Source organism: Paenibacillus sp. MDV22-iso6 (genome assembly GCF_058408365.1).
Window position 1 is genome coordinate 18,346 of record NZ_JBZVDZ010000018.1, and the last position, 24,211, is coordinate 42,556.

The 24,211-nt window shown below is 46.4% G+C and carries 22 protein-coding genes and 1 riboswitch; of the genes, 10 read left to right on the top strand and 12 right to left on the bottom strand.

Annotated features, from left to right (window positions below; all coding sequences use genetic code 11):
- Positions 1–2: 2 nt before the first annotated feature.
- From AC4PM4_RS30175 to speE, 4 genes are all read right to left on the bottom strand, one after another.
- Positions 3–1,484, bottom strand: coding sequence for an alpha-N-arabinofuranosidase (locus AC4PM4_RS30175; protein WP_491615248.1), 1,482 nt, complete (start codon positions 1,482–1,484; stop codon positions 3–5).
- Between the two features lie 216 nt (positions 1,485–1,700).
- Complete coding sequence (locus tag AC4PM4_RS30180) at positions 1,701–2,888, bottom strand: WD40/YVTN/BNR-like repeat-containing protein (RefSeq protein ID WP_491615249.1); 1,188 nt, start codon at positions 2,886–2,888, stop codon at positions 1,701–1,703.
- 1,083 nt (positions 2,889–3,971) lie between these two features.
- Entirely contained in the window at positions 3,972–4,841 is an 870-nt protein-coding gene (speB, locus tag AC4PM4_RS30185; RefSeq protein WP_063567641.1) for an agmatinase, read from the bottom strand.
- Positions 4,842–4,855: 14 nt separating this feature from the next.
- On the bottom strand, positions 4,856–5,683 hold the full coding sequence (speE, locus tag AC4PM4_RS30190; protein WP_064641349.1) for a polyamine aminopropyltransferase: 828 nt from the start codon (positions 5,681–5,683) through the stop codon (positions 4,856–4,858).
- A gap of 298 nt (positions 5,684–5,981) precedes the next feature.
- Between speE and AC4PM4_RS30195 the strand changes: the two genes are divergently transcribed.
- Positions 5,982–8,060, top strand: coding sequence for a transglycosylase domain-containing protein (locus tag AC4PM4_RS30195; RefSeq protein ID WP_400349459.1), 2,079 nt, complete (start codon positions 5,982–5,984; stop codon positions 8,058–8,060).
- 143 nt (positions 8,061–8,203) lie between these two features.
- On the opposite strand, the gene AC4PM4_RS30200 is transcribed toward AC4PM4_RS30195, so the two are convergent.
- A complete protein-coding gene (locus tag AC4PM4_RS30200; protein ID WP_063567638.1) occupies positions 8,204–8,707 on the bottom strand; it encodes a YwhD family protein in 504 nt (167 codons plus the stop codon).
- Positions 8,708–8,809: 102 nt separating this feature from the next.
- Here AC4PM4_RS30200 and AC4PM4_RS30205 point away from each other — a divergent pair, with 102 nt between their 5' ends.
- The 5 genes from AC4PM4_RS30205 to AC4PM4_RS30225 all read left to right on the top strand — a co-directional run bounded on the left by AC4PM4_RS30205 (position 8,810) and on the right by AC4PM4_RS30225 (position 13,922).
- Positions 8,810–10,801, top strand: a complete 1,992-nt coding sequence (locus AC4PM4_RS30205; RefSeq protein WP_063567637.1) for a M1 family metallopeptidase — start codon at positions 8,810–8,812, stop codon at positions 10,799–10,801.
- A gap of 10 nt (positions 10,802–10,811) precedes the next feature.
- Positions 10,812–11,654 (top strand): hypothetical protein, encoded by an 843-nt coding sequence (locus AC4PM4_RS30210; protein ID WP_090812022.1) that lies wholly within the window; start codon positions 10,812–10,814, stop codon positions 11,652–11,654.
- A gap of 252 nt (positions 11,655–11,906) precedes the next feature.
- Positions 11,907–12,044: riboswitch (cyclic di-AMP (ydaO/yuaA leader) on the top strand.
- Between the two features lie 3 nt (positions 12,045–12,047).
- The gene (locus AC4PM4_RS30215; RefSeq protein WP_063567635.1) at positions 12,048–12,518 is read left to right on the top strand and encodes a C40 family peptidase; all 471 of its coding nucleotides are present in this window, start codon (positions 12,048–12,050) and stop codon (positions 12,516–12,518) included.
- Between the two features lie 399 nt (positions 12,519–12,917).
- On the top strand, positions 12,918–13,412 hold the full coding sequence (locus AC4PM4_RS30220) for a GNAT family N-acetyltransferase (protein ID WP_269055150.1): 495 nt from the start codon (positions 12,918–12,920) through the stop codon (positions 13,410–13,412).
- A gap of 150 nt (positions 13,413–13,562) precedes the next feature.
- A complete protein-coding gene (locus AC4PM4_RS30225; protein ID WP_063567633.1) occupies positions 13,563–13,922 on the top strand; it encodes a c-type cytochrome in 360 nt (119 codons plus the stop codon).
- Between the two features lie 324 nt (positions 13,923–14,246).
- On the opposite strand, the gene rbsK is transcribed toward AC4PM4_RS30225, so the two are convergent.
- The 3 genes from rbsK to AC4PM4_RS30240 all read right to left on the bottom strand — a co-directional run bounded on the left by rbsK (position 14,247) and on the right by AC4PM4_RS30240 (position 16,121).
- On the bottom strand, positions 14,247–15,248 hold the full coding sequence (gene rbsK / locus AC4PM4_RS30230; protein WP_491615252.1) for a ribokinase: 1,002 nt from the start codon (positions 15,246–15,248) through the stop codon (positions 14,247–14,249).
- Positions 15,249–15,277: 29 nt separating this feature from the next.
- Positions 15,278–15,574, bottom strand: coding sequence for a 4a-hydroxytetrahydrobiopterin dehydratase (locus AC4PM4_RS30235; protein WP_063567631.1), 297 nt, complete (start codon positions 15,572–15,574; stop codon positions 15,278–15,280).
- A 253-nt stretch (positions 15,575–15,827) separates the two neighbouring features.
- Positions 15,828–16,121, bottom strand: a complete 294-nt coding sequence (locus tag AC4PM4_RS30240) for a hypothetical protein (RefSeq protein WP_063567630.1) — start codon at positions 16,119–16,121, stop codon at positions 15,828–15,830.
- A 234-nt stretch (positions 16,122–16,355) separates the two neighbouring features.
- On the opposite strand from AC4PM4_RS30240, the gene motA reads away from it, so the two are divergent.
- The gene (motA, locus tag AC4PM4_RS30245) at positions 16,356–17,156 is read left to right on the top strand and encodes a flagellar motor stator protein MotA (RefSeq protein ID WP_024628803.1); all 801 of its coding nucleotides are present in this window, start codon (positions 16,356–16,358) and stop codon (positions 17,154–17,156) included.
- On the top strand, positions 17,143–17,961 hold the full coding sequence (motB, locus tag AC4PM4_RS30250) for a flagellar motor protein MotB (RefSeq protein ID WP_063567629.1): 819 nt from the start codon (positions 17,143–17,145) through the stop codon (positions 17,959–17,961). The genes motA and motB overlap by 14 nt, the downstream gene beginning before the upstream one ends.
- 139 nt (positions 17,962–18,100) lie before the next feature.
- Here motB and rluF read toward each other — a convergent pair whose 3' ends face one another.
- Both rluF and AC4PM4_RS30260 read right to left on the bottom strand, forming a co-directional pair.
- Positions 18,101–18,802: a 23S rRNA pseudouridine(2604) synthase RluF gene (rluF, locus tag AC4PM4_RS30255; protein WP_063567628.1), complete on the bottom strand. Its 702-nt coding sequence runs from the start codon at positions 18,800–18,802 to the stop codon at positions 18,101–18,103.
- 18 nt (positions 18,803–18,820) lie between these two features.
- A complete protein-coding gene (locus AC4PM4_RS30260; RefSeq protein WP_063567627.1) occupies positions 18,821–21,160 on the bottom strand; it encodes a PAS domain S-box protein in 2,340 nt (779 codons plus the stop codon).
- Positions 21,161–21,495: 335 nt separating this feature from the next.
- Between AC4PM4_RS30260 and tadA the strand changes: the two genes are divergently transcribed.
- Together tadA and AC4PM4_RS30270 are read left to right on the top strand one after the other, a co-directional pair.
- Positions 21,496–21,996 (top strand): tRNA adenosine(34) deaminase TadA, encoded by a 501-nt coding sequence (gene tadA, locus AC4PM4_RS30265; RefSeq protein WP_063567626.1) that lies wholly within the window; start codon positions 21,496–21,498, stop codon positions 21,994–21,996.
- A 34-nt stretch (positions 21,997–22,030) separates the two neighbouring features.
- Entirely contained in the window at positions 22,031–22,600 is a 570-nt protein-coding gene (locus AC4PM4_RS30270; RefSeq protein WP_063567625.1) for a GNAT family N-acetyltransferase, read from the top strand.
- An 83-nt stretch (positions 22,601–22,683) separates the two neighbouring features.
- Here the strand turns inward: AC4PM4_RS30270 and AC4PM4_RS30275 are convergent, their stop codons facing one another.
- Entirely contained in the window at positions 22,684–23,778 is a 1,095-nt protein-coding gene (locus AC4PM4_RS30275) for a hypothetical protein (RefSeq protein WP_090812030.1), read from the bottom strand.
- Between the two features lie 265 nt (positions 23,779–24,043).
- Positions 24,044–24,196, bottom strand: coding sequence for a small acid-soluble spore protein P (locus tag AC4PM4_RS30280; protein ID WP_063567623.1), 153 nt, complete (start codon positions 24,194–24,196; stop codon positions 24,044–24,046).
- Positions 24,197–24,211 lie beyond the last annotated feature (15 nt).

Below are 24,211 nucleotides of genomic sequence, written 5' to 3' on the forward strand. Positions count from 1 at the left end.
GATCAAGCCTTTATAGCGACCACTCCAACCGAGGCCGGAGGCAGTACAAAACGCAGTTTGTTATTTTCGAGTGTAATACCCTTCCAGTCCGCAGGTTGAACCTGATTCGGCTGTTCAAATGTGTTGAACGCACTATAATCTGCGTGATGCAGAATTCGTCCCGATACAGCAGAAGCGTTCGTTGATTCAATCTGACAAACCACTTCAAGCTCATCCGTATGACTAAGGTTACACGCCGTCACATGAATAACGCCATCATTGCTACGAGAAGCTGACAAACTAAGTTGAGGGATGGTCTCTTCCCCGAAAGTATATCCAGGGCTCTCGTAATTCAGTTCCAACCGCTGCGCGTCCATGTGCACCTGATACATATCAAACACATGATATGTAGGCGTAAGCAGCATCTTCTCTCCTTCTGTCAAGACCAACGCCTGGAGAACATTAACGATCTGGGCCAGATTGGCCATATGCACTCTTTTATTATGTTGGTTGAAAATATTCAGATTGATCCCTGCAAGTACAGCATCACGCATCGTATTTTGTTGATACAGGAACCCAGGATTAGTACCCGGCTCAACGTTATACCACGTTCCCCACTCATCCACGATAATACCGACTCTGCCCTCAGGATCATATTTATCCATAATCTCGGAGTGCTTCAAAAGTAACTCTTCCATATATAGCGTCTTTTTCAATGTAGTGAACCACTCAGCTTCTCCGAAACCTGTAGCCTGACCTTTATCTGCCCACTCACCTGTTGGAATGGTATAATAATGCAGGCTGATTCCATCCATAAAACGACCGGCCTCCCGCATTAACACCTCCATCCAGTGATAGTTGTTGTCATTGGGACCGCAGGCAATTTTATAAATTTCATTCCCGGAATAATTGCGTACATATGTAGCATAACGACGGTACTCATCTGCGTAGTATTCCGGACGCATATTACCGCCACAACCCCAGTTCTCGTTCCCCACACCAAAGTATTTCAGCTTCCATGGCTCTTCACGGCCATTGCTCTTCCGCCAGTTCGCCATCGGTGATTCCCCATCAAACGTGATGTACTCCACCCATTCCTGCATCTCCTGCACCGTACCGCTGCCCAGATTGCCGCTGATATATGGCTGCGTATCAAGTAACTCACATAGTCTCAGGAATTCATGCGTGCCGAAATGATTGTTCTCTTCTACCCCGCCCCAGTGCGTATTGATCATCCGGGCGCGCTCACTTTTTGGACCTATGCCATCTTTCCAGTGATATTCGTCGGCAAAACAACCTCCAGGCCAACGAAGTACGGGAATATGGAGTTTTTGCAGTGCAGTAAGCACATCATTTCGGATGCCTTCCGTATTGGGGATAGGAGAGTCCTCTCCCACCCAAATGCCTTCATAGATACAGCGTCCCAGATGCTCTGAGAAATGACCGTATATATTGCGATTTATTAATCCTTGTTCTGAATCCGCCTTTAGAATAACATCAACCATTATTTCAACCTCCTCAAAAGTATTGTTACCGCTTACAATAACGTGTTTCTAAACAGGATTCAACCGTTTTTATTCAAGCAAAAACAAGCCCTTTCCGGTTTCATTTGTCCGGAAAAGACTTGTTTGTTTGGGCTGGCCTCATCAGGCCAAATTAGTTGAGATTTATACCATTTTAGATTGAAATCGCCTTAAAATTATTCCATGGCATAACGTCATTTACTCGTTTACAGCGGGCAATAACATTTTTTGCTTCCATGTTGTTCCACCATCTGTCGTCTCATAAATCGCAGGAGAATTGTCGCTTGTTACGACGAGCCAACCTGTTTTGGCAGAAGGAAACGAAATGCGGGAGCTATAACCTGGATCTTTCAGGTCGATATTTTTCCACGTGGAACCTGCATCATATGAACGTCCAATCCCCACTTTGCCCGCCGCAGGTGATCCTGCGGAGAGATAGGCCGTCTGATTACCGATCAACGCCATGTTCCCTGGGTGACCCCCTGGGTCTGCGGGGCCTTTTCCATTCCCTGTGCTGTTTACACCTGGAGCCGGGCCACCACCTGCTGTGGATTGAGCAAAGACCTGTCTCCAATTCTTGCCCTCATTTCCACTCGCGTAGAGAGAATACGACTGCTGAGACATTCCTGCGTCCCCATACAGAAGGGCCCATACCTGGTTACCACTTGCGTATAAATCTCCACCGCTCCAAGTTGCTGAGGCTACCTTCAGCGATTGCGTCCAGTTCTTGCCGCCGTTACTTGTCTGCATGATATGGTATCCTGAACCAGGAGCCACTACAATGGCATAACCTTGCTTCTGTGTCGTGAACACAGCTCCGCGTGTATTGGCTAGTGTGGAGATCGGGCTCCATGTTGCACCGCCATCCTTCGTCAAATAAGCTCCATTATAGGTATATCCAAAGCCTTCGTTTTTATTGAGGAAATCAATTCGTTTAAACTGTATACCTTTAGTATCCATCCGTGTCCAGTGCGCACCGCCATCCGTTGAGCGGATGAGATATGTCGTTGGAGAGTCCTTTACCTGTGCCAAAGCAAATCCATTCACATTATTCGGGAAATCAAGTTGTGTGAACTGCCATTGGCCTGTATAGATGGACTGCCAAGTGCAGCCAGAATTCGATGTGCCAATAAGGAAGCCTTCACCACCAGCCCGTCCGGTTGTATTGTTCAGAAAATCGATATCCGTAAATTGCAGTCGTTGGTCTTCCACACCACTGCCTTTTTTCAACGTAGCCGTTAATCCGTGATCTCCACTTCCACACGTTGGGGAGGATGCAGCGTTAGCGCCGGGTAGAGTATGTACCGGTCCCAGTCCCCAAGCCAGTGTTACTGATAGTGCGAGTGCGCCAATCCGTTTCCATGTCATTCTGCTCTTTGTTGTCATTGTGACACCTCCTTCTATGTTTTTACCCTATTTTGCAGGATTTAACGTAACAATTTGTTTATCGCGCGTAACATTATTGCAATTAAAAACCACTCATGCCCACAATTTTTATCTCATGGGCATGAGTGGTTGATCATTAATCTCTACTAAGAGCTGATTTAAATGGGATATGTCTTAAAAGCAATGATCACAAAAGTGATACTTAAAACAAGGCAAAGGGCAAAATGCAATTTATTGTATTTGAGTGTTCTGATGCTAAAGGAAACATATAACATAGCTAGATTAGCCAGTATTAGCGTTAAGTTAATGAACAAAGTCATTGTTATTATAAGATTGATGGTAAATATCATAAGTACCGCTATGAACCATTTGGGATACATACTCAATTGAGCCCGGATTGCATGCATAACAAAAACTCCTTTCCTCTATTTCCATATTATACATAAATATTAAGATAGAGTCATCCCAAATACGTGTTTTCGCTTAACGTGCGGGCGGAATCATACATACAACAAATGGTAGAGGTACGGGAACGTACGTGCTATAATCAATGTTATGGACTTTGAATAAAGGTGGATGTTTTCTTGATCACGGCGCAGCTTCCGGAAAGGGGGTGACGTCGATGATCAAACTTGTGGCGTTGCTTGATGTAATCCGATGGATTGCTGCGATCCTCAGTTTAGTGCTGAGTATCCGAAAGCTTTACCGTTGGTTGCGCAAAAAGTTTCGTAGCAAGCGAAAACCCACCTCATAAGGTTGATCGCCTGACGGTGGGTTTCGCTTGAATAGCAATATTTAGTTCATGCGCGCCGTGGCAGTCCACAGCCTTTCGGGTCCTAAGAGTCTTTACCGTTGGCGCGGTGAAGGCTCTTTTTTTAGTATATGGTCGAACCAACCACCATATACTTCACGAATGTAATATATCAATCAATATATCAATTAATATACTACTGATTACTGTTGTTGTCAGTATAACACAATACAGAAATGAGGTTCAATAAGTTCAGGAGAAGATCATAAAAAAACGCCCTCTCCTACGCAGGCTTCAACCTGACGCAGACAGAGGACGCTGTTATTTTGCGATTACTTTACGAATCCAAGCAGCATTTCACGGATCATCTTCGCAGCCACAATTTGTGTCTGTTCTGTATGATCGTAAATAGGAGCCACTTCAACCAGGTCACAACCGACCACATTTACATCTGATCCTGCAATCATGTGAATGGCTTCAAGCAATTCCTTGGACGTAATACCGCCCGCTTCTGCTGTTCCTGTACCCGGAGCTGCAGATGGATCAAGCACATCGATATCGATTGTAACGTACACCGGACGGTTACCCATTTTCGGAAGAGCTTCCTTCATCGGAGCTGCCACTTCAAACGGATAGAAGTTGATGTTCTCCCGTCCGAATTGGAACTCTTCCCGGGAACCGGAACGAATTCCGAACTGATAAATATTTTTGCCACCCATCAGTTCAGCTGCTTTACGCACTGGCGTTGAGTGAGACAATGGCTCGCCTTCATAGTTTTCACGAAGGTCGGCATGTGCATCAATATGGATCAGGATAAGGTCCGGATATTTTTTGTACATTTGCTGAATGACAGGCCAAGTAACGAGGTGTTCCCCGCCGAGACCAATCGGGAATTTGTCGTCAGCCAGTAGGCCACCGATATATTCTCCGATGACTTCGAGACTGCGTCCTGCGTTACCGAAAGGCAAAAGCAGATCCCCAGCGTCAAAGTAAGTCATATCCACAATGCTTTTATCAAGGTAAGGGCTGTACTCTTCAAGTCCAACCGACGCCTGACGGATATGGGAAGGACCAAAACGGGACCCTGGACGGAAGCTGACGGTGTAATCCATCGGCATACCATAAATGACTGCTTTGGAGTTCTCGTAATCCTCTGAACTGCAAATAAATACGTTACCTGAATAAGCTTGATCCAATTTCATCTAATTATTCCTCCTTATTTCGTAAGGTCTTCCACGAATTTAGGAAGAACGAACGCCGCTTTGTGCAGACGTGGAGAGTAATATTTTGTATCCATCTCTGGAATCTGCGTCTCGTCCACCTCAAGCGGATTATGTTTTTTGCTACCCATTGTAAAAGTCCACAGACCACTTGGGTACGTAGGGATATTACAGCCGTACACATGTACGATCGGGAAGATTTCTTTAACGTCTTTGTTTACCTTTTGGATCAGATCCGCTTTGAACCACGGGTTGTCCGTTTGAGCAACGAAGATCCCGTCTTCTCTCAGCGCTTCATAGATACCTTGGTAGAAACCGCGCTCAAACAGCGGAGCAGCCGGACCTACAGGCTCTGTGGAGTCAACGATGATTACATCGTATTCATTTTTATGCTCTATAATATGCATGTAGCCGTCGTTCACCAGCACTTCAACGTTAGGCTCGTCCAATTTACCGGCGATTTCAGGCAGATACTTTTTGGAATATTCAATCACTTTCCCGTCGATTTCGACGAGAACTGCTTTTTCTACAGCAGCATGCTTAATGACTTCACGGATAACTCCGCCGTCACCGCCACCGACAACCAGCACCTTTTTCGGGTTCGGGTGTGTGTTCAGCGCAGGGTGAGCCGCCATTTCGTGATAAACGAACTCGTCTTTCACCGTTGTCATCACCATGCCGTCAAGCAACAACATATTGCCGAATTCTTCGGTCTCTACCATAGCCAGATCTTGAAAATCCGTCTTTTCGCTTACATAGGTCTGTTTAATCTTCGCGGTGATTCCGAATGCGGGGGTCTGTTTCTCCGTAAACCACAATTCCATAATCTCTACCTTCTTTCCGTAAAGTTTATATAGATTAAATTGACCAGAGCGTACATAGCGTCTGACTAATCAAAGAATCAAATCACTGACAATGGGAACTGTTCGACCTTCCTTGCCTATTGTATGTTGTGTCGAACTGTTACTTTTCATTACCCTTTTGCATTATACGCGATTGACGTTTATACTGCAAAACGGTTTTTTTCTGCAAAAAAGCTATATTTTAAACCGTTAAACGGCCGGATTGAATATCCGTGTCATTGAATTCCCATACTGGAAAGAAAAGAAAGGAGCCCGTTCCATGACCCAATCAAGCCAAAAGACCCGCAAACGCGGGTTCCGAATATGGAAAGTCATCAAAAGCCTGACTCTGCTCGCTATTCTCGGCCTAATCTCCACAGCAGCAGCATTGGTCTATCTATACGCCACCAGCCTGCCACTAGCCGACTCCGATCGCAATTCCAGGCTGCTGGACAGTCAGGGCGCAGTCATTGCCACTTTCTCGGCAGGCGGCAAAGACTCGGTACCCGTGCAGTTGGGAGATATCTCACCTGATTTGGTTAGCGCTACACTTGCTGTAGAGGACCGCAAGTTCTATGATCATGTCGGCTTCGACATCCGAGGAATGGGACGGGCTGTACTCGTCAACCTGGAACATATGCAGATGTCCCAGGGCGCAAGTACACTGACGCAACAGCTCGCGCGCAACTTGTATTTGTCTCATGAAAAGACATGGACCCGCAAAGCCAAGGAAGCGATGTACACGGCACAATTGGAGATGAAATATAGCAAGGATGAAATCCTGCAGATGTACCTGAATGAAATTTATTACGGTCACGGCGCCTACGGGATCGAAGCAGCCTCACGGATGTATTTTGGCAAATCCGCCAAACAGTTGACGCTTGCCGAAAGTGCCATGCTTGCAGGGATTCCAAAGGGTCCGACCTACTATTCACCATATAATCATATGAAGAACGCCAAGGACCGGCAGAAGGTTGTATTGAATGCCATGGCTGACATCGGCAAAATTACGCAAGCGGAAGCAGACAAGGCTTATGAGGAAATGCTTTCGTTCAAGCCGGAAAGTGAACGCAAAACCGTAGAAAGCGCACCCTATTTCCGCGATTATATCCGGAATCTAGCCATCAAGGAGCTGGGAATCAGCGAAGCGATGCTGGATCATGGGGGATTGAATATATACACCACGCTGGATCTGCGTGTACAAAAAGCTGCGGAAGACGCTGTAGCCAGAGGCATGGACGCCAAAAGCGAGCTCGAAACGGCTCTGGTATCGATCGATCCGCGTACCGGATACATCAAAGCGATGGTGGGTGGCAAAAATTACCGCACCAATCAGATTAACCATGTACTGGCGACTACACGCCAACCGGGATCTGCTTTTAAACCGATTATGTATCTGGCTGCCCTGGAATCCAAACAGCTCACCAGTGCGTCCATGTTTAAAAGCGAGCCGACTTTGTTTCATTATGACAATGATCGCAAAACCTATAAACCCGGCAACTTCGGGGATAAGTATTTAGGTGAGATTGATTTAAGACAGGCGATCGCCGCTTCGGACAACATCTATGCGGTAAATACGATTATGCAGATTGGACCTGAACAAGTGGTGAAGATGGCCAAGAATCTAGGGATTACGAGCAACATGAGCCCGGTACCCTCCCTTGCACTCGGCACCTCGCCAGTTAGTCCATTGGAGATGGCTTCAGCATTTTCCGCTATTGCCGCAAGTGGACAGCGGACACCTCCTGTAGCCATTCTGCAAGTGACGGATGCCGCAGGACGAGTAATCTATGAAGCACCTCAGACCAAGGCCGAGAAGGTCGTTGAACCCGCTGCCGCTTATGTATTAACACGCTTGATGGAAAGTGTGTTCGAAAATGGAGGTACGGGTAATCGGGTATCTGCAACGATTAAACGGCCTGTCGCCGGCAAAACGGGGACGACCAATACGGATGCTTGGCTAGTCGGCTTCACTCCAGAGCTCTCAACGGCTGTCTGGGTCGGTTACGATCAAGGCAAAGCCATTTCCACATCCGACGGGCGTCGTGCGGCACCCATGTTCGCCCAGTTTACGGAACAGGCCCTCGCCAGTGTTCCACCGAAGATTTTTACTGTACCGGATAACGTCGTCAGTGTATATATCGATCCCGAATCCGGCAAACTGGCTGGCAATGGCTGCGCCGAGAAACGGCTGGAAGTTTTTATTGATGGCACGGAACCGACCGAGGTCTGCCGCAGCGCTTCAGACGATTCGGGTTCAGAGAAAGATAAAGACACTCGAGAAGTGCAAAACCAGCAGGGAATACAGGAAGAGAAGCATTCATGGTGGAAGGATTTCAAACGCTGGTGGGTGGAATAACCAAAGTGACGTAAATACGTAATGACGTAATTGCGTCATTACCCGTAAAATTCAATTTAGCATAAAAGCAAAAGCCCCGAACCGATCATCTCGGTCACGGGGCTTTTGCTTCTTCTTTTTGAACAGCTTGAAACATTCATTAATTAGGCAAGCGCTTCTTTCAATTCATCCGGAGAAGCGTTCCACCATTCTTCGTTATGCGTAGTCAGCAACGTCTTGAGTGCCGCGCGATCCTCAGGTCCAAGATCATCCAGCATGAACCGGCGCTTCATGGCATAATCCATGCGATTCACATGATCGGCAAGCAGTTTCCATCCACGACGCGCTTCTGTATCAATCCACATCTCACACGCAGTTGCTCCACCATAGAACTGCCCCTGTTCGTTACGGTCCACAGCTACCCATACTAGCCATACTTGGCGTCCATTGGGCACATCCTCACGATTAGTCGAGAACTTGATATTGCGCTCCACTTTGCTCTTCGCATGCATCGCGCCCACATCAATCTTTGCTTCACCGTTATCAATAATAACGGGGGAAAGGTTATTCAGATCAATGGAGCCTGCACCGAAACCTTTGTGTTTGCTCTTTGCACTAACGATATTCAAGGCAATCTGTTTTTTGCCGTTCTGCTCGTTTTGGTCCATGTTTTATAGCCTCCAAGGGTTGATACAAATATTTTAACTAATAATCGCCCCAATGCAAACATATACATGCTGTAGATGCTTGTCAACGGGAGGTATTTAACGATGATTCCACGACGCGCCAAGAGCTGGCTCACCGCAATTATAGCCCTGTGTGTAGTTGCCGGGGGGATATGGCTTGGTCTGGGCTCCACACGCTCCATTCAATCTGACTTGCCTGCGCTCGCCCCGGAATCGGGCAAGCCTACGGCACCCGTCAAAACCCAAACATCTCCGGAAAGTATACAGACACCTACCGCTGAAGTGTTCAGCAACCGCGTAGTGGAATATCACATGGATGTGAAGCTGGTAGACGGGAATGTACTGCAAGGGACTCAGACGATCACCTGGACACATCCAGGTAAGAAAACCGTCAGCGAGCTTTATTTTCACATGTATCCCAATGCCTTCTCTTCTGCCGACACCACTTTTATGAAAGAATCCGGAGGGAAACTTCGAGGTGATGTCATGCCCACGAACGGTTACGGTTCCATGCATATTACAGAAATGAAAACAGAGGATGGGCTTTCTCTCTTACATCGGATGCAGTATGTGCAACCGGATGACGGAAACATGAAAGATACTAGCCTCATTAAGGTACGGCTGCCCAAACCCGTTAAAGGCGGTGAAAGCATCACGCTTCACACCCGATTTGAGGTCAAGCTACCGAAAATTTTTGCCCGCATGGGAACAGCAGATAATTTCGTTATGGCAGGTCAGTGGTTCCCTAAACTTAGCGTATATGAGCCAGTAGGCACACGAGGTCAAACGACCGAAGGCTGGAATCTGCATCAGTATCACGGTAATTCAGAGTTTTACGCCGATTTTGGTATCTATAGTGTGCGTATTCGGGTACCGGAAACATACAAAGTAGCTGCTACTGGATTCCCAACCCAGCAAGCGGTTGTGAAGAACGGCGAAAAAGTATATCAGTTCTATGCCGATGATGTGCATGATTTTGCCTGGTCAGCCTCTCCTGATTTTGTTTATGCAGAAGAACCCTTCTCTGCTCCCAATGTGCCAGGCGTACGAATCAAGCTGTATCTCGACCCTGCTCATGAGGATCTGAAGGAACGTTATTTCTACGCCGCCAAAGCAGCGCTATCCAATTATAGCAAGTGGTTTGGCCCTTATCCGTATTCCACACTGTCCATCGTTGTCCCGCCCAAATCAGGGAATGGCGCAGGGGGAATGGAATACCCTACCTTGGTCACCGCCTTCGGTGCAGATGATTCTGCTCCTGGCTACGATCTGGAACGCACGGTTGTGCACGAGATTGGGCATCAGTATTTTTACGGCATGGTCGCGAGTAATGAATTTGAAGAGGCTTGGCTGGACGAAGGATTCACCTCCTATGCAGAAGACAAAGTAATGGAACAGGAATACGGACTTATCCCGAATCTGCCCGTACAAGCTGGTCTCATTACTTCTCCAGCTTCACTGACACAGGACTCCTGGAAGTTTGATTCCCAGAATCAATATGCAGCAAACGTATACACACGAGGCAAGCTTGTATTACTTGGAATAGAACAACAGGTTGGTGCTAAAACGATGGAGCGTATTCTCTCGACCTATGTGAATAAATACCGCTTTAAACACCCTACTTCGTCTGATTTTCAAAAGGTCGTGGAACAAGTGACGCGTACATCCTGGACCGATTATTTTAATCAGTATGTATACGGCGATGGCATGGCTGACTTTGCAGTGGAAAAGATCGCAATCAATCCTATCCTGAAAGACGGCCAAACGTTGTACGAGTCATCGGTTACATTGCAGAAAAAAGGGAGTGAATATAAGAAGGTTCCTGTTCGAATTATGTTCGAAGATGGGAAAACCATGACGAAAGAATGGGATGGTAGCGAGGAGCGCATTACCTACAAACTGACCTATACTTCCCCTGTTTCCTGGGCTATGACTGATCCGCTATACACGATTGTGCTGGAGAACCATCATATGAACAATTTTCTGAAAGCCGGACTGGATGAGCCAACTAAATCCCGCTGGAGCATGAGCGCAACCAAAATTATAGAAGCCATATTCGGAAGTCTGTCATGGTGAGGTGGATACAGTGAAAGCGAAAATACGTGAAGGCTGGTTTCTCGTCCGTCAGCATATGTTCATTGCGGCACTCTTATTTCTCTATCAATTAGTATGGGGATACTTTCTTTATCGAATGGTGCAGTCAGCTGTGGTTCCGCTGCTCCTGCGTTATCCTGACCCTGATACAGGGGAACTCAGTACGATTTTATTTAAAATGGAGAGCCAACTCGGTCTGACAACGAATCCGGAGGTTCACCGCTATTTATGGATTTTAGGGGCTATGCTGCTGATACGGATTCTGATTAGCCCACTCATTCAGGCAGGGCTGCTCTACTCGCTCCAGCATTATAACCATTCGGAAGAGCGCATTCCATTCATTCGCGGTATCAAAAATTTATGGAAACCGATGCTGTTGCTCCACACCATTCGGACTATATTACTGCTGCTACCCGCTTATTGGCTCGCGCCAAAGCTCTATTCCATCTTTATGGAAGGTTTTCATTCCCTCCATCTGCTCTTGCCTGGTATTCCCTATGTTGCTGGTTGGATTGTATACGGGTGGGTTATCCATCATGTCCTACTGTACATGCAGTTTGGTATCTCAGCTCCCGATGGGGAAGGCGGAGCACGTGGTACGTTTCAAGCTATATGGATTGCACTACGCCAAGTCATCACTCTAATCGGCATTGCTGTCCTGCTGGGCGGCCTTCATCTGTTGGTCTTTGGTGCCTTTACTTCAGCTTCATGGTTACTAACCGGCTTAACTGGTCTTATACTACAACAAACGTATCCACTTGCCCGGTGCTTGCTGAGCCTGTGGAAAATATGTGCCCATTTCCGCCTATGGCAGTCCAACTCGGTCAAAGATTAAATTAAACGGTTAAAAACGGTTACCATCTCTATGTAAAGTTGTATTCTTCAAATGCCGTTAAACAAGCAAACCTCGACCTTTCCCCGTCAAAGGTCGAGGGTTTTTTTGTTAATTTTGTTGTTAAACGTTGCCAAAGTGATATACCTCTGTTACAATAATCGCAGTGAGTTTTTAGTAACAACTTTGTAATCTTTACCTTCATATTTGTAACTACTTAAAATTTAATCGTCATTTCTTGATTTCGCAGGTGCATAACTAGCATAGCCAAATTCCTAGCACCTGGGAAGCGGGGGAACCAGTTATGGGTGAATTGATCTTGCAACAGAGGGATCATAGGGGACCTTCAACCGAATCCTTAAGCTAACCTCGCAGGCATTGGAAGGGGTATATCTCTTGTTTAAGAAGAAATTAACCGCAGCTGTACTCAGCCTCACATTCGCATTATCGCTTGGAGCAGGCAGCGCATTCGCAGATTCGAAAATGGACCAAGTTATTGATTCAGCAATGGGGACTACATACAAAAGCGGAGGAACAACGCTTAACGGCTTTGACTGCTCTGGATTCACAAGTTATGTATTCGACAAGCTGGGCATTGATCTGGCTCGCCAATCGAGTTCACAATTCGACATGGGTGATTCGGTATCCCGGATGGAAATGAGACCAGGTGATCTGGTATTCTTCAATACAACGGGCAAAGGGGTCTCGCACGTAGGGATCTTTGTAGGGAATGGGAAGTTTGCACACTCCTCTTCTTCCAAAGGAGTTACAATTAGCGAATTAAGCGAAAGCTATTGGGCCAACCGCTATGTTGGCGCTAAACGTATTATGAGCACGGACGCATATGAGACATTGGCCATTGAATAGGGACAAGCCGAGCAACGTCATGCTGTAACAATAACTTTACTGTAACGAAGCATAATAGAACCGTCTGGTACATTCTCCGCAGGAATGTTATCCGGCGGTTTTTTTGTGCTTCGTTTCCTTAACATATTCGGGATAGCTATCAAACCTAATTTTAACTTTTTTTAAAGCTATTTTTCATTGCTTCGCCCGTGCTCTTATAATGTTTTTACCCATCCCACTATAATATAAACGAAATTACCGGAACTTTTGTTTCACTTTTTTTCAAAAACGAGGACTTGCCAAATGAACGCCTCTTTTGTAGAGTGAAAACAAGCTTAGATATGGAATGACATATGTATATGTATATGGACAAATCAAAATCATTATAGCTTGTTCACAATGAGAGGAGCGTGCAGTTGTATGGATGAAGCCCCTGTGACGTTTCACGTTGTGCCCATGCAAGAAGAACACGCGGAACTAATCTGCGATTGGCAGTATGACCCGCCTTATAATATTTATAGCTGGCTGCCCTGGGAGCAGATGAAAGCACTTGAAGTGGAATTCGGCGATCCCAAGCTACGGAAAGAACAATATGCGGTGGTGCTGGGAGAGGATCAGCAGATTTGCGGTTTTGCTCAGTACTTCCCTCTTGAAGGTGTAACCCGCATCGGACTTGGCATGCACCCCGATCGATGTGGTCATGGTCAAGGAACGGCTTTTGTCTCGGCCATTGTGCAGGAAGCCATTCGCCGGAACCCTGCAAACGAAATTGATCTGGAAGTTCTGACCTGGAATGACCGGGCTATTCGTGTCTATCTCAAAGCCGGATTTGTTACGCAGGATACATACGAACGACAGACACCGGGTGGTTTGAAACCTTTTTACTGTATGGTCTATGAAGGTCCACGCGAATAACTAGGGCTTGAAATCACCCCAAAAAGTCCCCGGTTATGTGATTAGTTCAAAAAATTACCACAAAATGCTATGATGTCACTACAGGTTCCGTTATAATGATATGGATAGTTTCAAGTTAGATGATCTTTCATTCTGGAGGGGACATAAGGGATGCACAAATGGATCATGAGCGGGGTATTTTTTGCAGCGTGCGCTTTAGCTATTGTACTAATGTTTACGCTTCCAGGGAAAGAGGAAGTTGCAGAAGAAGCGAAACCGACGATGCCGCAAGTTACAATGGATGCAGGACAGGCTGAGGCACTGGTCAAAGCAAACTGTATTACCTGCCACGGTGATCAGCTTCAAGGGGGCATGGGCCCTAGTCTGCAGAAGATTGGCAGCCAGGACGATGTGGAGAAGATTTATACGACCATCGTCAAAGGTAAAAGCGGCGGTATGCCTTCGTTCAAAGACAAGCTGAAGGATGAAGAAATCGCGAATATTGCGATGTGGCTGGCGGAGAAGAAGTAATCCAAGATGTTCAAGGCGATCAGTTTGTGGCAGGGGGCATGTATAGAGAGTGTGATGGCTTCAATCATCCTCTGCTCTTTACTCATGCTCTAAACCACGCTGGCGCTAGACGCGCAACGTAGTCAACCCTTATTGGTAATACAGGGTTACTCGTTTTATCAATGGTCATACAGACAAGAGGCTCTTACTCTCCCGTACTGGGAAGTAAGAGCCTCTTGGTCATTTCAGGGATGCTCCGATGAAAACATCCACCATGCTATGGCTAAATAGAGGCATTAGCGTATCCTTCCAGCCTGCCTCTGATTCACCTAAAGTATGCATATATTACTGGGTCTTTGCCTTCTGCTCGGCAAGGAAAGCCTGCACTTCACGTGCGGACGGCATCCCGGACTGGGCGCCGAGCTTCGTCACCGACAACGCGGCTGCGCCCATGGCGAAGCTTACCGCCGCGTCCAGCGTCTCTCCGCGCGCGAGGGCTACTGCCAGCGCGCCGTTGAAGCAATCGCCAGCGCCGGTCGTGTCGACGGCGCTTACGGCGTAGCCGGGCGCACGGCACGCGCCGGCACGCTCTGCCTGAACGCGGCCGCTAGACGCTGCCGCGTACACAGCCCCCTCGGGGCCGAGCGTCGTGACGACAGCGGCCCCGAGGGATGCGGCGAGCTCTGCGACCGCCGCATCCACGTCTTCCGGCCGGAGATCATCCCGGCCGGTGAGCACGGCGAGCTCACTGCGGTTCGGCGTGACGACGTCGACGCACCGCAGGAGCTCCTGGGGCAGACCCGGCACCGCAGGCGCCGGGTTGAGTACCACCAATGCGCTGCCTTCAGCCGCCAGTTGGGCGGCGCGGGTGACCGCAGGCAGCGGGATCTCCAGCTGCAGCAGCACCGCTGCGGCTGCAGTCAGGCTTTTTACCGTATCCGCCTCTTCCAGCATCGCAGGCATAACCTGCCCATTCGCTCCAGGAATAACAATAATCCGGTTATCTCCTTTGGAGAGCCAGATGGAGGCCGTACCTGTAACGGTATCATCCAGAATGCGAACTTGCGAGGCATCCGCCCCGCTTTCCGTTAGACTGTGCAACAGGCGTTCACCAAAACCATCCGAACCTACGGCACCAATCATCGTAGTCTGTCCACCCAGTCGTGCAGCAGCAACCGCCTGATTGGCGCCTTTGCCCCCGGCCAAATAGTGCAGTTCCTCCCCACTCACCGTCTCGCCTTCCTCAGGAATGATGTCTGTCTTCACCACCAGATCCATATTAAGGCTGCCTACGACAGCAATAAGAGGTTTGTTCTGATTATCGTCTGACATGTATGCTTCACTCATTTCCGGTAGTGCGATATAACCGATCCAGGTTATTCCGACCTCATTTTCTCAAAAGCCTCATTATATTGCTCTGCTTCTTTAATATCTACAGATGTGATGCCACCTTCATCCCATGATGTGAGACGCAGTGTGACTGTTGTATAGTCAATCGTAATGAAAGGGTGATGATTGAACGCTTCCGAAATCGCTGCGACCTCGTCCACAAATGCAATCCCTTTCATGTAGTTGGAAAATACGAACTTGCGGACAATCCATCGTCCCTCTTCCAGTTCCCAGCCTTCCAGCCTTCCCAGATGAGCTTCGACTTCCTCTTGCGAAAAAACCATACGTTATCTTCCTCCCCATATGATGGCTTATCACAGACAACTGTCCATGCTGCCACCGAAACCTTTGGTGCTACCCATAGCAACCCAAACGCATAGGTCCACCGCCCTGCGGTTCGCCCGTTTCATGACTATCATCTTACCACGGACAAGCCTCAAATTCCAATAGTACAAATGGCGCTAGATCCACTAACCATAAGGCTTTAGGGAGATTTTCCAACTCGGTTTTCCATGCAAAATATCTTATAGGAGCATACTAAATGAGCGGTACAAAAGTCAGTTCTTCTTCCCCAATTAAGATATGAATTCGGTGCTGATCCTTGTCATGAATGACCACTCCACTTCCTACCGGAATGACCGACTCCTCACCCAGTGCATAGAACAGATCTTCCGCCAATGCCTCATCCACTTCGAGTTGCTCTGTTACACCAAGGCGTGACCATTCTTCCTCATCCATTTCAAAGAAAACATAGCGGTCCGGTATTCGGCCTATAGCCTCTGTCAAATCTGTCAATATTCCTTCATAATCTCGTCCATGCTTTACGCCCATTGGCTTTTCACTCCTATTTAGCCCCTAAGGAGCAGATTTGATCTTATTATACCTGAAAATAACCCTTAAAAAAAAAGGCCATCTGGTCGATAAATACTATACATGACCGTTTTAACTGTTTCTGCAACCCTAAAGGATGCCTAACATTAAACGGATTGCGGTGTAACGTTCGTCCGGAAGCCCGAATAAAGCCGCTTGAAAGGATTCAATTTTATCTCATGGATGAGGTGTATGATGGAAATTTCAACGATTATCGGACTAGTTTTAGGGCTGGTTTCACTTGTAGTGGGTATGTTCCTGAAGGGTGCGCCCCTTATCAACCTGGTTAACAACCCAGCAGCCTACGTTATTATTTTTGTTGGTACGGCAGCAACTATTTTCATGGCATTTCCCATGTCTGAAGTTAAAAAAATCCCCAAGCTATTCGGGGTACTGTTCAAAAAGCAACAACTGATTGACCGTGTTTCTCTAATCGGCACATTTATGGACTGGGCTTCCACCACCCGTCGTGAAGGTTTGCTTGCACTTGAATCGAAAGTCGAAGATATTGATGATCAGTTCCTGCGCGGCGGTATGCGTATGATTATTGACGGCAATGATCAGGAATTTGTAAGTGATGTACTCATGGAAGATATTCATGCTACAGAAGAGCGCCATCGTGGCGGTGCCTTGATCTTCGCGCAAGCGGGGATGTATGCACCAACACTCGGGGTACTCGGGGCCGTTGTAGGCCTCATCGCAGCGCTTGCCGATCTCAGTGATATGGAAAAGCTCTCGCATGCAATTGCAGCGGCGTTTATCGCGACACTTCTCGGTATCTTTAGTGGTTACGTGTTGTGGCATCCGATGTCCAATAAACTGAAGCGGATGTCCAAAAAAGAGATGGAAATCAAGCTGATGATGGTTGAAGGCTTGTTATCCATACAATCTGGTGTATCCACCATTGCCATTAATCAAAAATTATCTGTATTCCTGACACCTTCCGAACGTAGACAGTTGGAAGAGAAGGAGGGCTCATCAGGTGAAAAAGGCTAAAAAACACGAACCGCATGAAGAACATATAGACGAGAGTTGGTTGCTTCCCTACTCCGACTTAATGACGTTGCTGCTCGCTCTGTTTATCACATTATTCTCTATGAGCTCTATAGATGCAACGAAGTTTGAACAGATGGCTTCCGCACTGAGCAGCGCATTGAATGGTGGTTCGGGTGTACTGGATCATACCTCCATGAACCCTACAGAATCTACTACAGATTTGGGCAAGAACAAACAGCAGCCTGAAGAAATCACCAAGAAGACAGCGGCTCAGATTACGGATGCGCAAATGGCCCAGAAAGAACAGGAAGATCTGGAGAAACTCAAGAAACAGCTTGATCAATATATTCAGAAAAATGGGCTTTCCGATCAGCTGAATACCAAGCTGAATCAGTCTGAGCTCAAAATCACGATCAGTGATAACGCCCTGTTCTCCTCAGGCCGGGCTGATGTTAAACCCGAGTCACGCTCGCTGGCCAAAGCCATCTCGAGCATGCTGCAGGAGTTCCCGGAATATGAAGTCGTTGTGTCTGGCCATACTGATAATGTTCCCATTTCGAACAGCCAATATAAGGATAACTGGGATTTGAGTGCCGATCGAGCACTGAATTTCCTCAAAATTCTGTTATTGAATGAGGCGCTGGACCCTTCGAAGTTCACACCTAGCGGTTATGGAGAGTATCACCCAGTCGCTAGCAACCAAACGGATGCTGGACGAGCTCAAAACCGCCGGGTAGAAGTTTCGATTATCCGGAAATATCAGAGTAACAACACGGCCGTGAAAGCAGTCGGACAAGGTAACTAAAGAATCGTTCGTTATAGCAAACTAATGCTTAAGCTTATGTCACTCTCCTTTAATACCAGGGGAGTGACTTTTTTCTATCCACTGATATGAAAAAGCGCTGCTTCCCTTGAGGGGAAGCAGCGCCTTGGACAATCATCATTTATTCCATATTATAATCTAGCAAACTGCTTAATTCCGACTTCTCTGCGGGTGTCAGTTCTCTCCAGGTCCCTGTGGCCTGTTCACCGAGATGAATGTTCATAATACGAATCCGCTTCAACTTCCGAACCTCATAGCCAAATGCACTGCACATCCGGCGAATTTGACGGTTTTTTCCCTCTGTCAGAATAATGCGGAACACCCGCTCTGATATACGAGTCACCGTACAAGGCAGCGTCATTTCGCCAAGGATCTTGACTCCTGTGCTCATGCCTCTCAAGAAACTCGGCGTTACCGCACGATCGACGGTGACAATATATTCTTTCTCATGGCGTCCTTCTGCCCTTAGAATTCGATTGACAATATCACCGTCATTGGTCATCAGAATCAAACCTTCCGAATCCTTATCCAGGCGACCAATTGGGAAGATACGCTCTTTGTGTCCTACAAAATCAACGATATTCCCTTGAATGTGCTGTTCGGTTGTACTCGTTATTCCAATAGGTTTATTAAGCGCAATATATACGTGTTTCCGTTTTTCCTTAATAGGTTGACCATTAATTCTTACATCATCGCCATCTTCTGCTTGACTGCCCAGCTCTGCCGTCACTCCATTAATCGTTACTTTCCCGCTTTCCACCAATCTGTCGGCTTCCCGACGGGAACAAAAACCTGTTTCACTGATAAATTTATTAATACGCAAAAGGTAATCTCACCTCATCTAGTTCTCTTCGTCTGTAGGTTCATTGTCCGTCTTATGCTCTTCCTCTATACTCTCCGTTTGCTGTGGGGAGGCAGGCAGATCGATAATGACGGTCGTTCCCTTGTTCATGACGCTTTTGATATCCATCATGCCCTTATGTGATTGAATAATGCGCTGGCTGACCATCAGGCCAAGCCCTGTTCCCGATTCCTTGCTTGTGAAGAATGGTTCCCCCAGCTTAGGCATCAGTTCTTCTGGAATTCCAGTGCCTTCATCCTTAATTTCAATCCGAACCCGACTATTCTCTTCGTCATGATTGAGTTTAATTCGAATATTACCTCCGTCTGGCATGGCCTCCATGCCGTTCTTCAACAAGTTAATGAAGACCTGCTTCAACTGGTTCTCTTCACAGTGTACCATAGCTGAATCCGATGAAGCATTCAATACAAATTCCACACCATGCAGATGCGCCTGACTATCCAGCAATGATATAACATCTCCCAGAATGAAGCGAATATCCCGTTCTTGAAAATGAACCGCTTGTGGTTTGGCCAGTATCAGAAACTCACCCACAATGAGATTAATTCGATCCAACTCTGACAGCATCAAATCCAGGTGACGATGATTAAGCTTGTTCGTCTCTTGTTGGAGCTGAAGAAACCCACGCAAGGTCGTAAGCGGATTACGAATCTCATGCGCAACCCCGGCTGCCAGCTGACCAACCGTCGTCAGTTTCTCGGAACGTCTGAGCAGTTCCTCCATACGATTACGGCTGGTAATATCTCTTGATACGCTGATCAGTGCTGTAATCTCTCCTGCTTCATCCCGGACTGGTGCTGTACTCACGCTGACTTCGACACGGCTACCATCCTTCTTCATCCATGTCGTTTCATTAGACGTAATTGACATACCCTCAATCAACTGGGCATGCTGCTCTTCCATCTCCTCTTCAGTACCAGGAGGGATAATTTTCAATTTGCGTCCTTCAACTTCACGACTGCGCCAGCCATACAACTGCTCAAAGGCACGGTTTACCCGCAGTACATTTCCATCCAGATCCGTAATATGAATCGCATCTGCCGTTTGGTTAATAATCGATTCCAAATGCTCTTTTACCGCACGATTTTCTTCATACATCTGTTTCAGACGATTCGTATAATGGCCCAAATTACGAATCATCGCATTAATGCGATTCGCTAATTGGCCCAGTTCGTCTTTCCTTCTCACTTTTAGACGGAAATCAAAATGGCCATCAGCCACATCATTCACTTTGCCCAGAATAGATTGAATAGGGCGCGTAATGTATCCCGCAAGCAAATAGCTACCAAAGATCACAATCTCCAGCAACACAAGCGAAATCGAGGCATGGCTAACCAGTTGTTCCGATACCATAGAGGATATTTGCTTATAGTCCATGACAATACTAATCACATAAGATGATTCATTGGGGGTAAATATCGGAATGAAACTTTTGAGCACCTTCTGTTCATGAGTTTCACTGACAAAAGATACATTCTGCCCAGTACGAATTGCCCGTACAACCGCCTTGTGATCCTCTTCTGCGGCACCATATTGATATGTACCGAAACGAATAGGCCTGTTATTCAACTTGTTGTGGTTCGTATCCCTTCCGTCATTGCTCATGTTCGAGCTACCGAAGGTCAATGGATTGATACCTGTAATCTCCAGAATCGATGAATTCACTTCGCGAATCTTATTCAAAATCTCGTCTGGACCAGAGATCTTCACATAGTCGTCAACAGCGGCATTATTATAGAAGGGATTGATTATGTAATTCCTCTTCCCATCATGATAGTAACCCCAGATATCAACATCTGACGGATTGGATGTAGAGTATTCGAATCCATCCGACCAAAAATGGTCCAACTTCTGTCCCTGTGAAATTGTAACCTGATGGTTTTCGAACAGCTGTTTAAATGCCTGATACCAGTACGTCATGGATTTGGTAGACAATCCAATCTCCTTTGGATCGGAAGACCGGGTAACCACAATATCATCAGCCGTTTGCTCCATCAATGAAATGTGGGAGACACCGACTTTCTCGCTCATGCGAACCAGGTCTTCATTTGTGATATTATTAATATTCGGGTCCAGTTCTCCCGCTGCCATTACTGAGGCCAGCCATAGATTGTTCCCAATTTGTCGTTTTACATATTCTGAACTGGACTGACTCTGTTCGACAGCGATTGCAATCTGTTTGGCCGTAAGCACCATCTTGGTTTCGCTGTCCTGCCTTAAATTCTCTTCTGTAGTATAATAACTCAGTGCTATATTTAAAACCAAAATGACGAGCACTGAGCACGACATAATCATGGATAATTTCGTTTTAATAGACAACTTTTTCGTTCACCTCTCGGCTTGTACCCTCTGGCGATATATGGCAAAACCTATCTCCATCATAACTGTTGTATGTCTATTTGAAAAGGATAATTGACCCTTGTCCAAAAGTTACCGCTTGGCTGAAAAACGCGAAATCAATTGTATTTTGTCTTTTCCATGCCTACAATGGGAATAACCACTAAAACTTATACACAAATCCACAGGCATGTGGATAGTATGTTCATAACTATGTGAGCAACTCGTTGGTTATCCACAGACTTATACACAACATGTTAACAAACGAATGTTTGTTCGCCGCATAAAATGCTCTTTGGAAGGAGTTTTACATTTTAATGAAGGATGACGTTCTCCAACCTGATCTTACGCATCTCTCCGAGGAGGCTCAGCACGAGCACTGGATGCGTGAAGCCATTGCTGAAGCGTACAAAGCAGAAGCACTCGGGGAAGTGCCGATCGGGGCTGTAATTGTTCAACATAACCGTATTATTGGTCGTGGATATAACCTGCGTGAGACGACACTTGATTCCACAGCACATGCGGAGATGGTAGCCATCCGGCAGGCCAGTGAAGCCATCGGTGCATGGCGACTGCTGGATTGCAGTCTGTACGTCACACTGGAACCATGCCCCATGTGTGCAGGTGCCATTGTGCAATCCAGAGTGCCTCGAATCATATATGGTACCGCAGACCCCAAGGCCGGATGCGCAGGAACGCTGATGAATCTGCTGCAGGAACCTCGTTTTAATCATCGAACCGAAGTGGTTGCTGACATTCTGCAACCAGAGTGCTCCACCATGCTGACTCAATTTTTCCGGCGTTTACGCAAAAAATAGAATCTTACACCCATCTGGAAAGGAAGTGCATTCCATGCCGCTTACACTATACGACACACCAAAAGGAATAAGTCTCCGTTTACTTACTCCACAAGATACAGAGGCGTATCTTGCTCTTATTCAAATTACACGTCATCCCTACCAAGCTGTAGAGCCTATCCGGGATGATGAATTCTATACGCTGCAGGCGCAAACCAGACGCATTCAGGATAGAATACAGGCGGCCGAAGAAGGAACAGGTTATCAATTCGGAATTTTTACAATCGACGATGGTATTCTGATCGGTCAGGTTAGCTTGAACAATGTCGTTCAGGGCGTTGCCAATTATGCAGACATGGGATACTTCATCCATCCAGATTACCAAGGCGGCGGACGAATGACCGCAGCCGTGAAACTCGCTGTATCCTACGCCTTCCGTGCCCTGAAGTTAAATCGTGTCCAAGCAGCCATTCTGTTGTCCAATACGGGTTCCAAACGTGTTCTCGAGAAGAACGGCTTTCAAGCTGAGGGCATTGCTCGTAAATATCTCAAAATTAACGGAGAGTATCAGGATCATCAGATCTACGCTGTGCTGGCCGAGGACTTGGGTGAATCTTTACAGTAATTGAATATACCATGTAACAACATACAAAGAGCCGCTCAACCCTAAGGTCGAGCGGCTCTTTGCTTTAACATGAAACTGAGAACTTAGTATCCGTAAGATGCGTTCATTAATTCTTCAAACTGATCCATTGTAATGACGTCTTCGCCAGTAGGAATATTGATTTTGAATGCTGGCTTCTCGTTAATTTTGGTGTAAGTGTTCGAACCAGTGAAAGCAAGTTTAACTTCATCCTTGGTATCAGGTTGTTTAATCAACAGATCAGCAACCAACTTTTGATATACCGGGAAATCTTTTTTGTCCAAAGCAAAATCAATGTGGAACTGGTTAATGGTCAGTGTATCTTTCAACTGGTCCAGATCTTTAGCCATTTCAGCTTGATCTGCTTCAGTAATTTTCAGATCCTCTTTAGCTTTGTCGATATCTTCCTGACTCATTTGCAACATGTCACGATACTCTTCTTTAGAGATGATATCCAATACTTTAGGCAATGCTTTGGTTACCAGAACAGTAACAGCTTCTTTCACATTGTCATTGTTGACCGAAAATTGAACGACTTGCTTGGCATCCAAACCTTCAGGAAGCTGTGCATCCTTCACGTCCAGGTTTTTAAAGAATTTATCCTGATCGTACTCGCTCAGAACCGCATCCATAACTTCATTGCTCAGCTTTTGTGTTTTCGCTGCATCCATAGCATCCGGATTCCATTCCGTTCCTTCTTGCTCAGCCAGTTCTTTCAGATCCAGCTCTAGGAATTTATTAACAACCGTTTCCGGAATCGGGAAGAACGGAATACTTGGTACCTTAACATATAACTTCTCAGCGGTCATAACCATGGGAATGGTAAATGTCATACCCATATCGCCTTTAAGCTCAATACCTACCGTCATTTCGGTCTGCATTGGCTCGCTTTGGTATACGCCAGTAACATTCAACTGAGCATCCTTCAGCATGCTCATAAACTGAGACATCGTTGGATCCTGTTGTGACTCGTCTGCAGCTTTATAGCTCAATTCATTAATAGTGAAGTTAGAACTCATCTCATACGAAGTCAGTTTGGAAGCATTGGCTGCCGCCGTCTTCAATGCCTCTTTTGGTTCTTGCTTGCTGCTACATGCTGTCAGTGCCATGGATACGGTTAACAGCAACGTAAGAAGAAGCGCCCCCATACGTTTAGTCATTTGTTTCTCTCCTCTCGTGATAACCCAAAAAAAATAATTCAATATCAATGATATACCATTTATTCTGAAACGGAAACACGATTTGGGAAATTTGTGAGCTTTACTCTCTAAATTGGCTACAAAGACCTATGTAAGCTATAGATATCAATGGTGTGCTCCTCTAAATCATGTATGAACACGCAAAAACCCCGGTTTGTTAACCGGAGTTATAGGTTATAGTTATGCATTAATATGTGCTAAAGAAAGGAATGAATCTTCCTTTAACTTAGCCTTGAGGATTGTGATGATCTACATGATTCTGGTTTTTCACTTTTTTGGAGCCGGACAACGGTTCCTGCATGGAAGAATGCTTTTCAGGTTTTCGGTGCTGCACATTAGCCTGAGCTTCAGGCACAGGTGTTGTTTTGGGTTTACTCATGTTGTTCCCCCCTCT

Excerpts from the sequence above, each read along its gene's own strand:
- AC4PM4_RS30175 (WP_491615248.1), bottom strand. The coding sequence starts at position 1,484 with ATGGTTGATGTTATTCTAAAGGCGGATTCAGAACAAGGATTAATAAAT.
- AC4PM4_RS30180 (WP_491615249.1), bottom strand. The coding sequence starts at position 2,888 with ATGACAACAAAGAGCAGAATGACATGGAAACGGATTGGCGCACTCGCA.
- speB (WP_063567641.1), bottom strand. The coding sequence starts at position 4,841 with ATGAAATTGGATCAAGCTTATTCAGGTAACGTATTTATTTGCAGTTCA.
- speE (WP_064641349.1), bottom strand. The coding sequence starts at position 5,683 with ATGGAATTGTGGTTTACGGAGAAACAGACCCCCGCATTCGGAATCACC.
- AC4PM4_RS30195 (WP_400349459.1), top strand. The coding sequence starts at position 5,982 with ATGACCCAATCAAGCCAAAAGACCCGCAAACGCGGGTTCCGAATATGG.
- AC4PM4_RS30200 (WP_063567638.1), bottom strand. The coding sequence starts at position 8,707 with ATGGACCAAAACGAGCAGAACGGCAAAAAACAGATTGCCTTGAATATC.
- AC4PM4_RS30205 (WP_063567637.1), top strand. The coding sequence starts at position 8,810 with ATGATTCCACGACGCGCCAAGAGCTGGCTCACCGCAATTATAGCCCTG.
- AC4PM4_RS30220 (WP_269055150.1), top strand. The coding sequence starts at position 12,918 with ATGGATGAAGCCCCTGTGACGTTTCACGTTGTGCCCATGCAAGAAGAA.
- AC4PM4_RS30225 (WP_063567633.1), top strand. The coding sequence starts at position 13,563 with ATGCACAAATGGATCATGAGCGGGGTATTTTTTGCAGCGTGCGCTTTA.
- rbsK (WP_491615252.1), bottom strand. The coding sequence starts at position 15,248 with ATGAGTGAAGCATACATGTCAGACGATAATCAGAACAAACCTCTTATT.
- AC4PM4_RS30235 (WP_063567631.1), bottom strand. The coding sequence starts at position 15,574 with ATGGTTTTTTCGCAAGAGGAAGTCGAAGCTCATCTGGGAAGGCTGGAA.
- AC4PM4_RS30240 (WP_063567630.1), bottom strand. The coding sequence starts at position 16,121 with ATGGGCGTAAAGCATGGACGAGATTATGAAGGAATATTGACAGATTTG.
- motA (WP_024628803.1), top strand. The coding sequence starts at position 16,356 with ATGGAAATTTCAACGATTATCGGACTAGTTTTAGGGCTGGTTTCACTT.
- tadA (WP_063567626.1), top strand. The coding sequence starts at position 21,496 with ATGAAGGATGACGTTCTCCAACCTGATCTTACGCATCTCTCCGAGGAG.
- AC4PM4_RS30270 (WP_063567625.1), top strand. The coding sequence starts at position 22,031 with ATGCCGCTTACACTATACGACACACCAAAAGGAATAAGTCTCCGTTTA.
- AC4PM4_RS30275 (WP_090812030.1), bottom strand. The coding sequence starts at position 23,778 with ATGACTAAACGTATGGGGGCGCTTCTTCTTACGTTGCTGTTAACCGTA.
- AC4PM4_RS30280 (WP_063567623.1), bottom strand. The coding sequence starts at position 24,196 with ATGAGTAAACCCAAAACAACACCTGTGCCTGAAGCTCAGGCTAATGTG.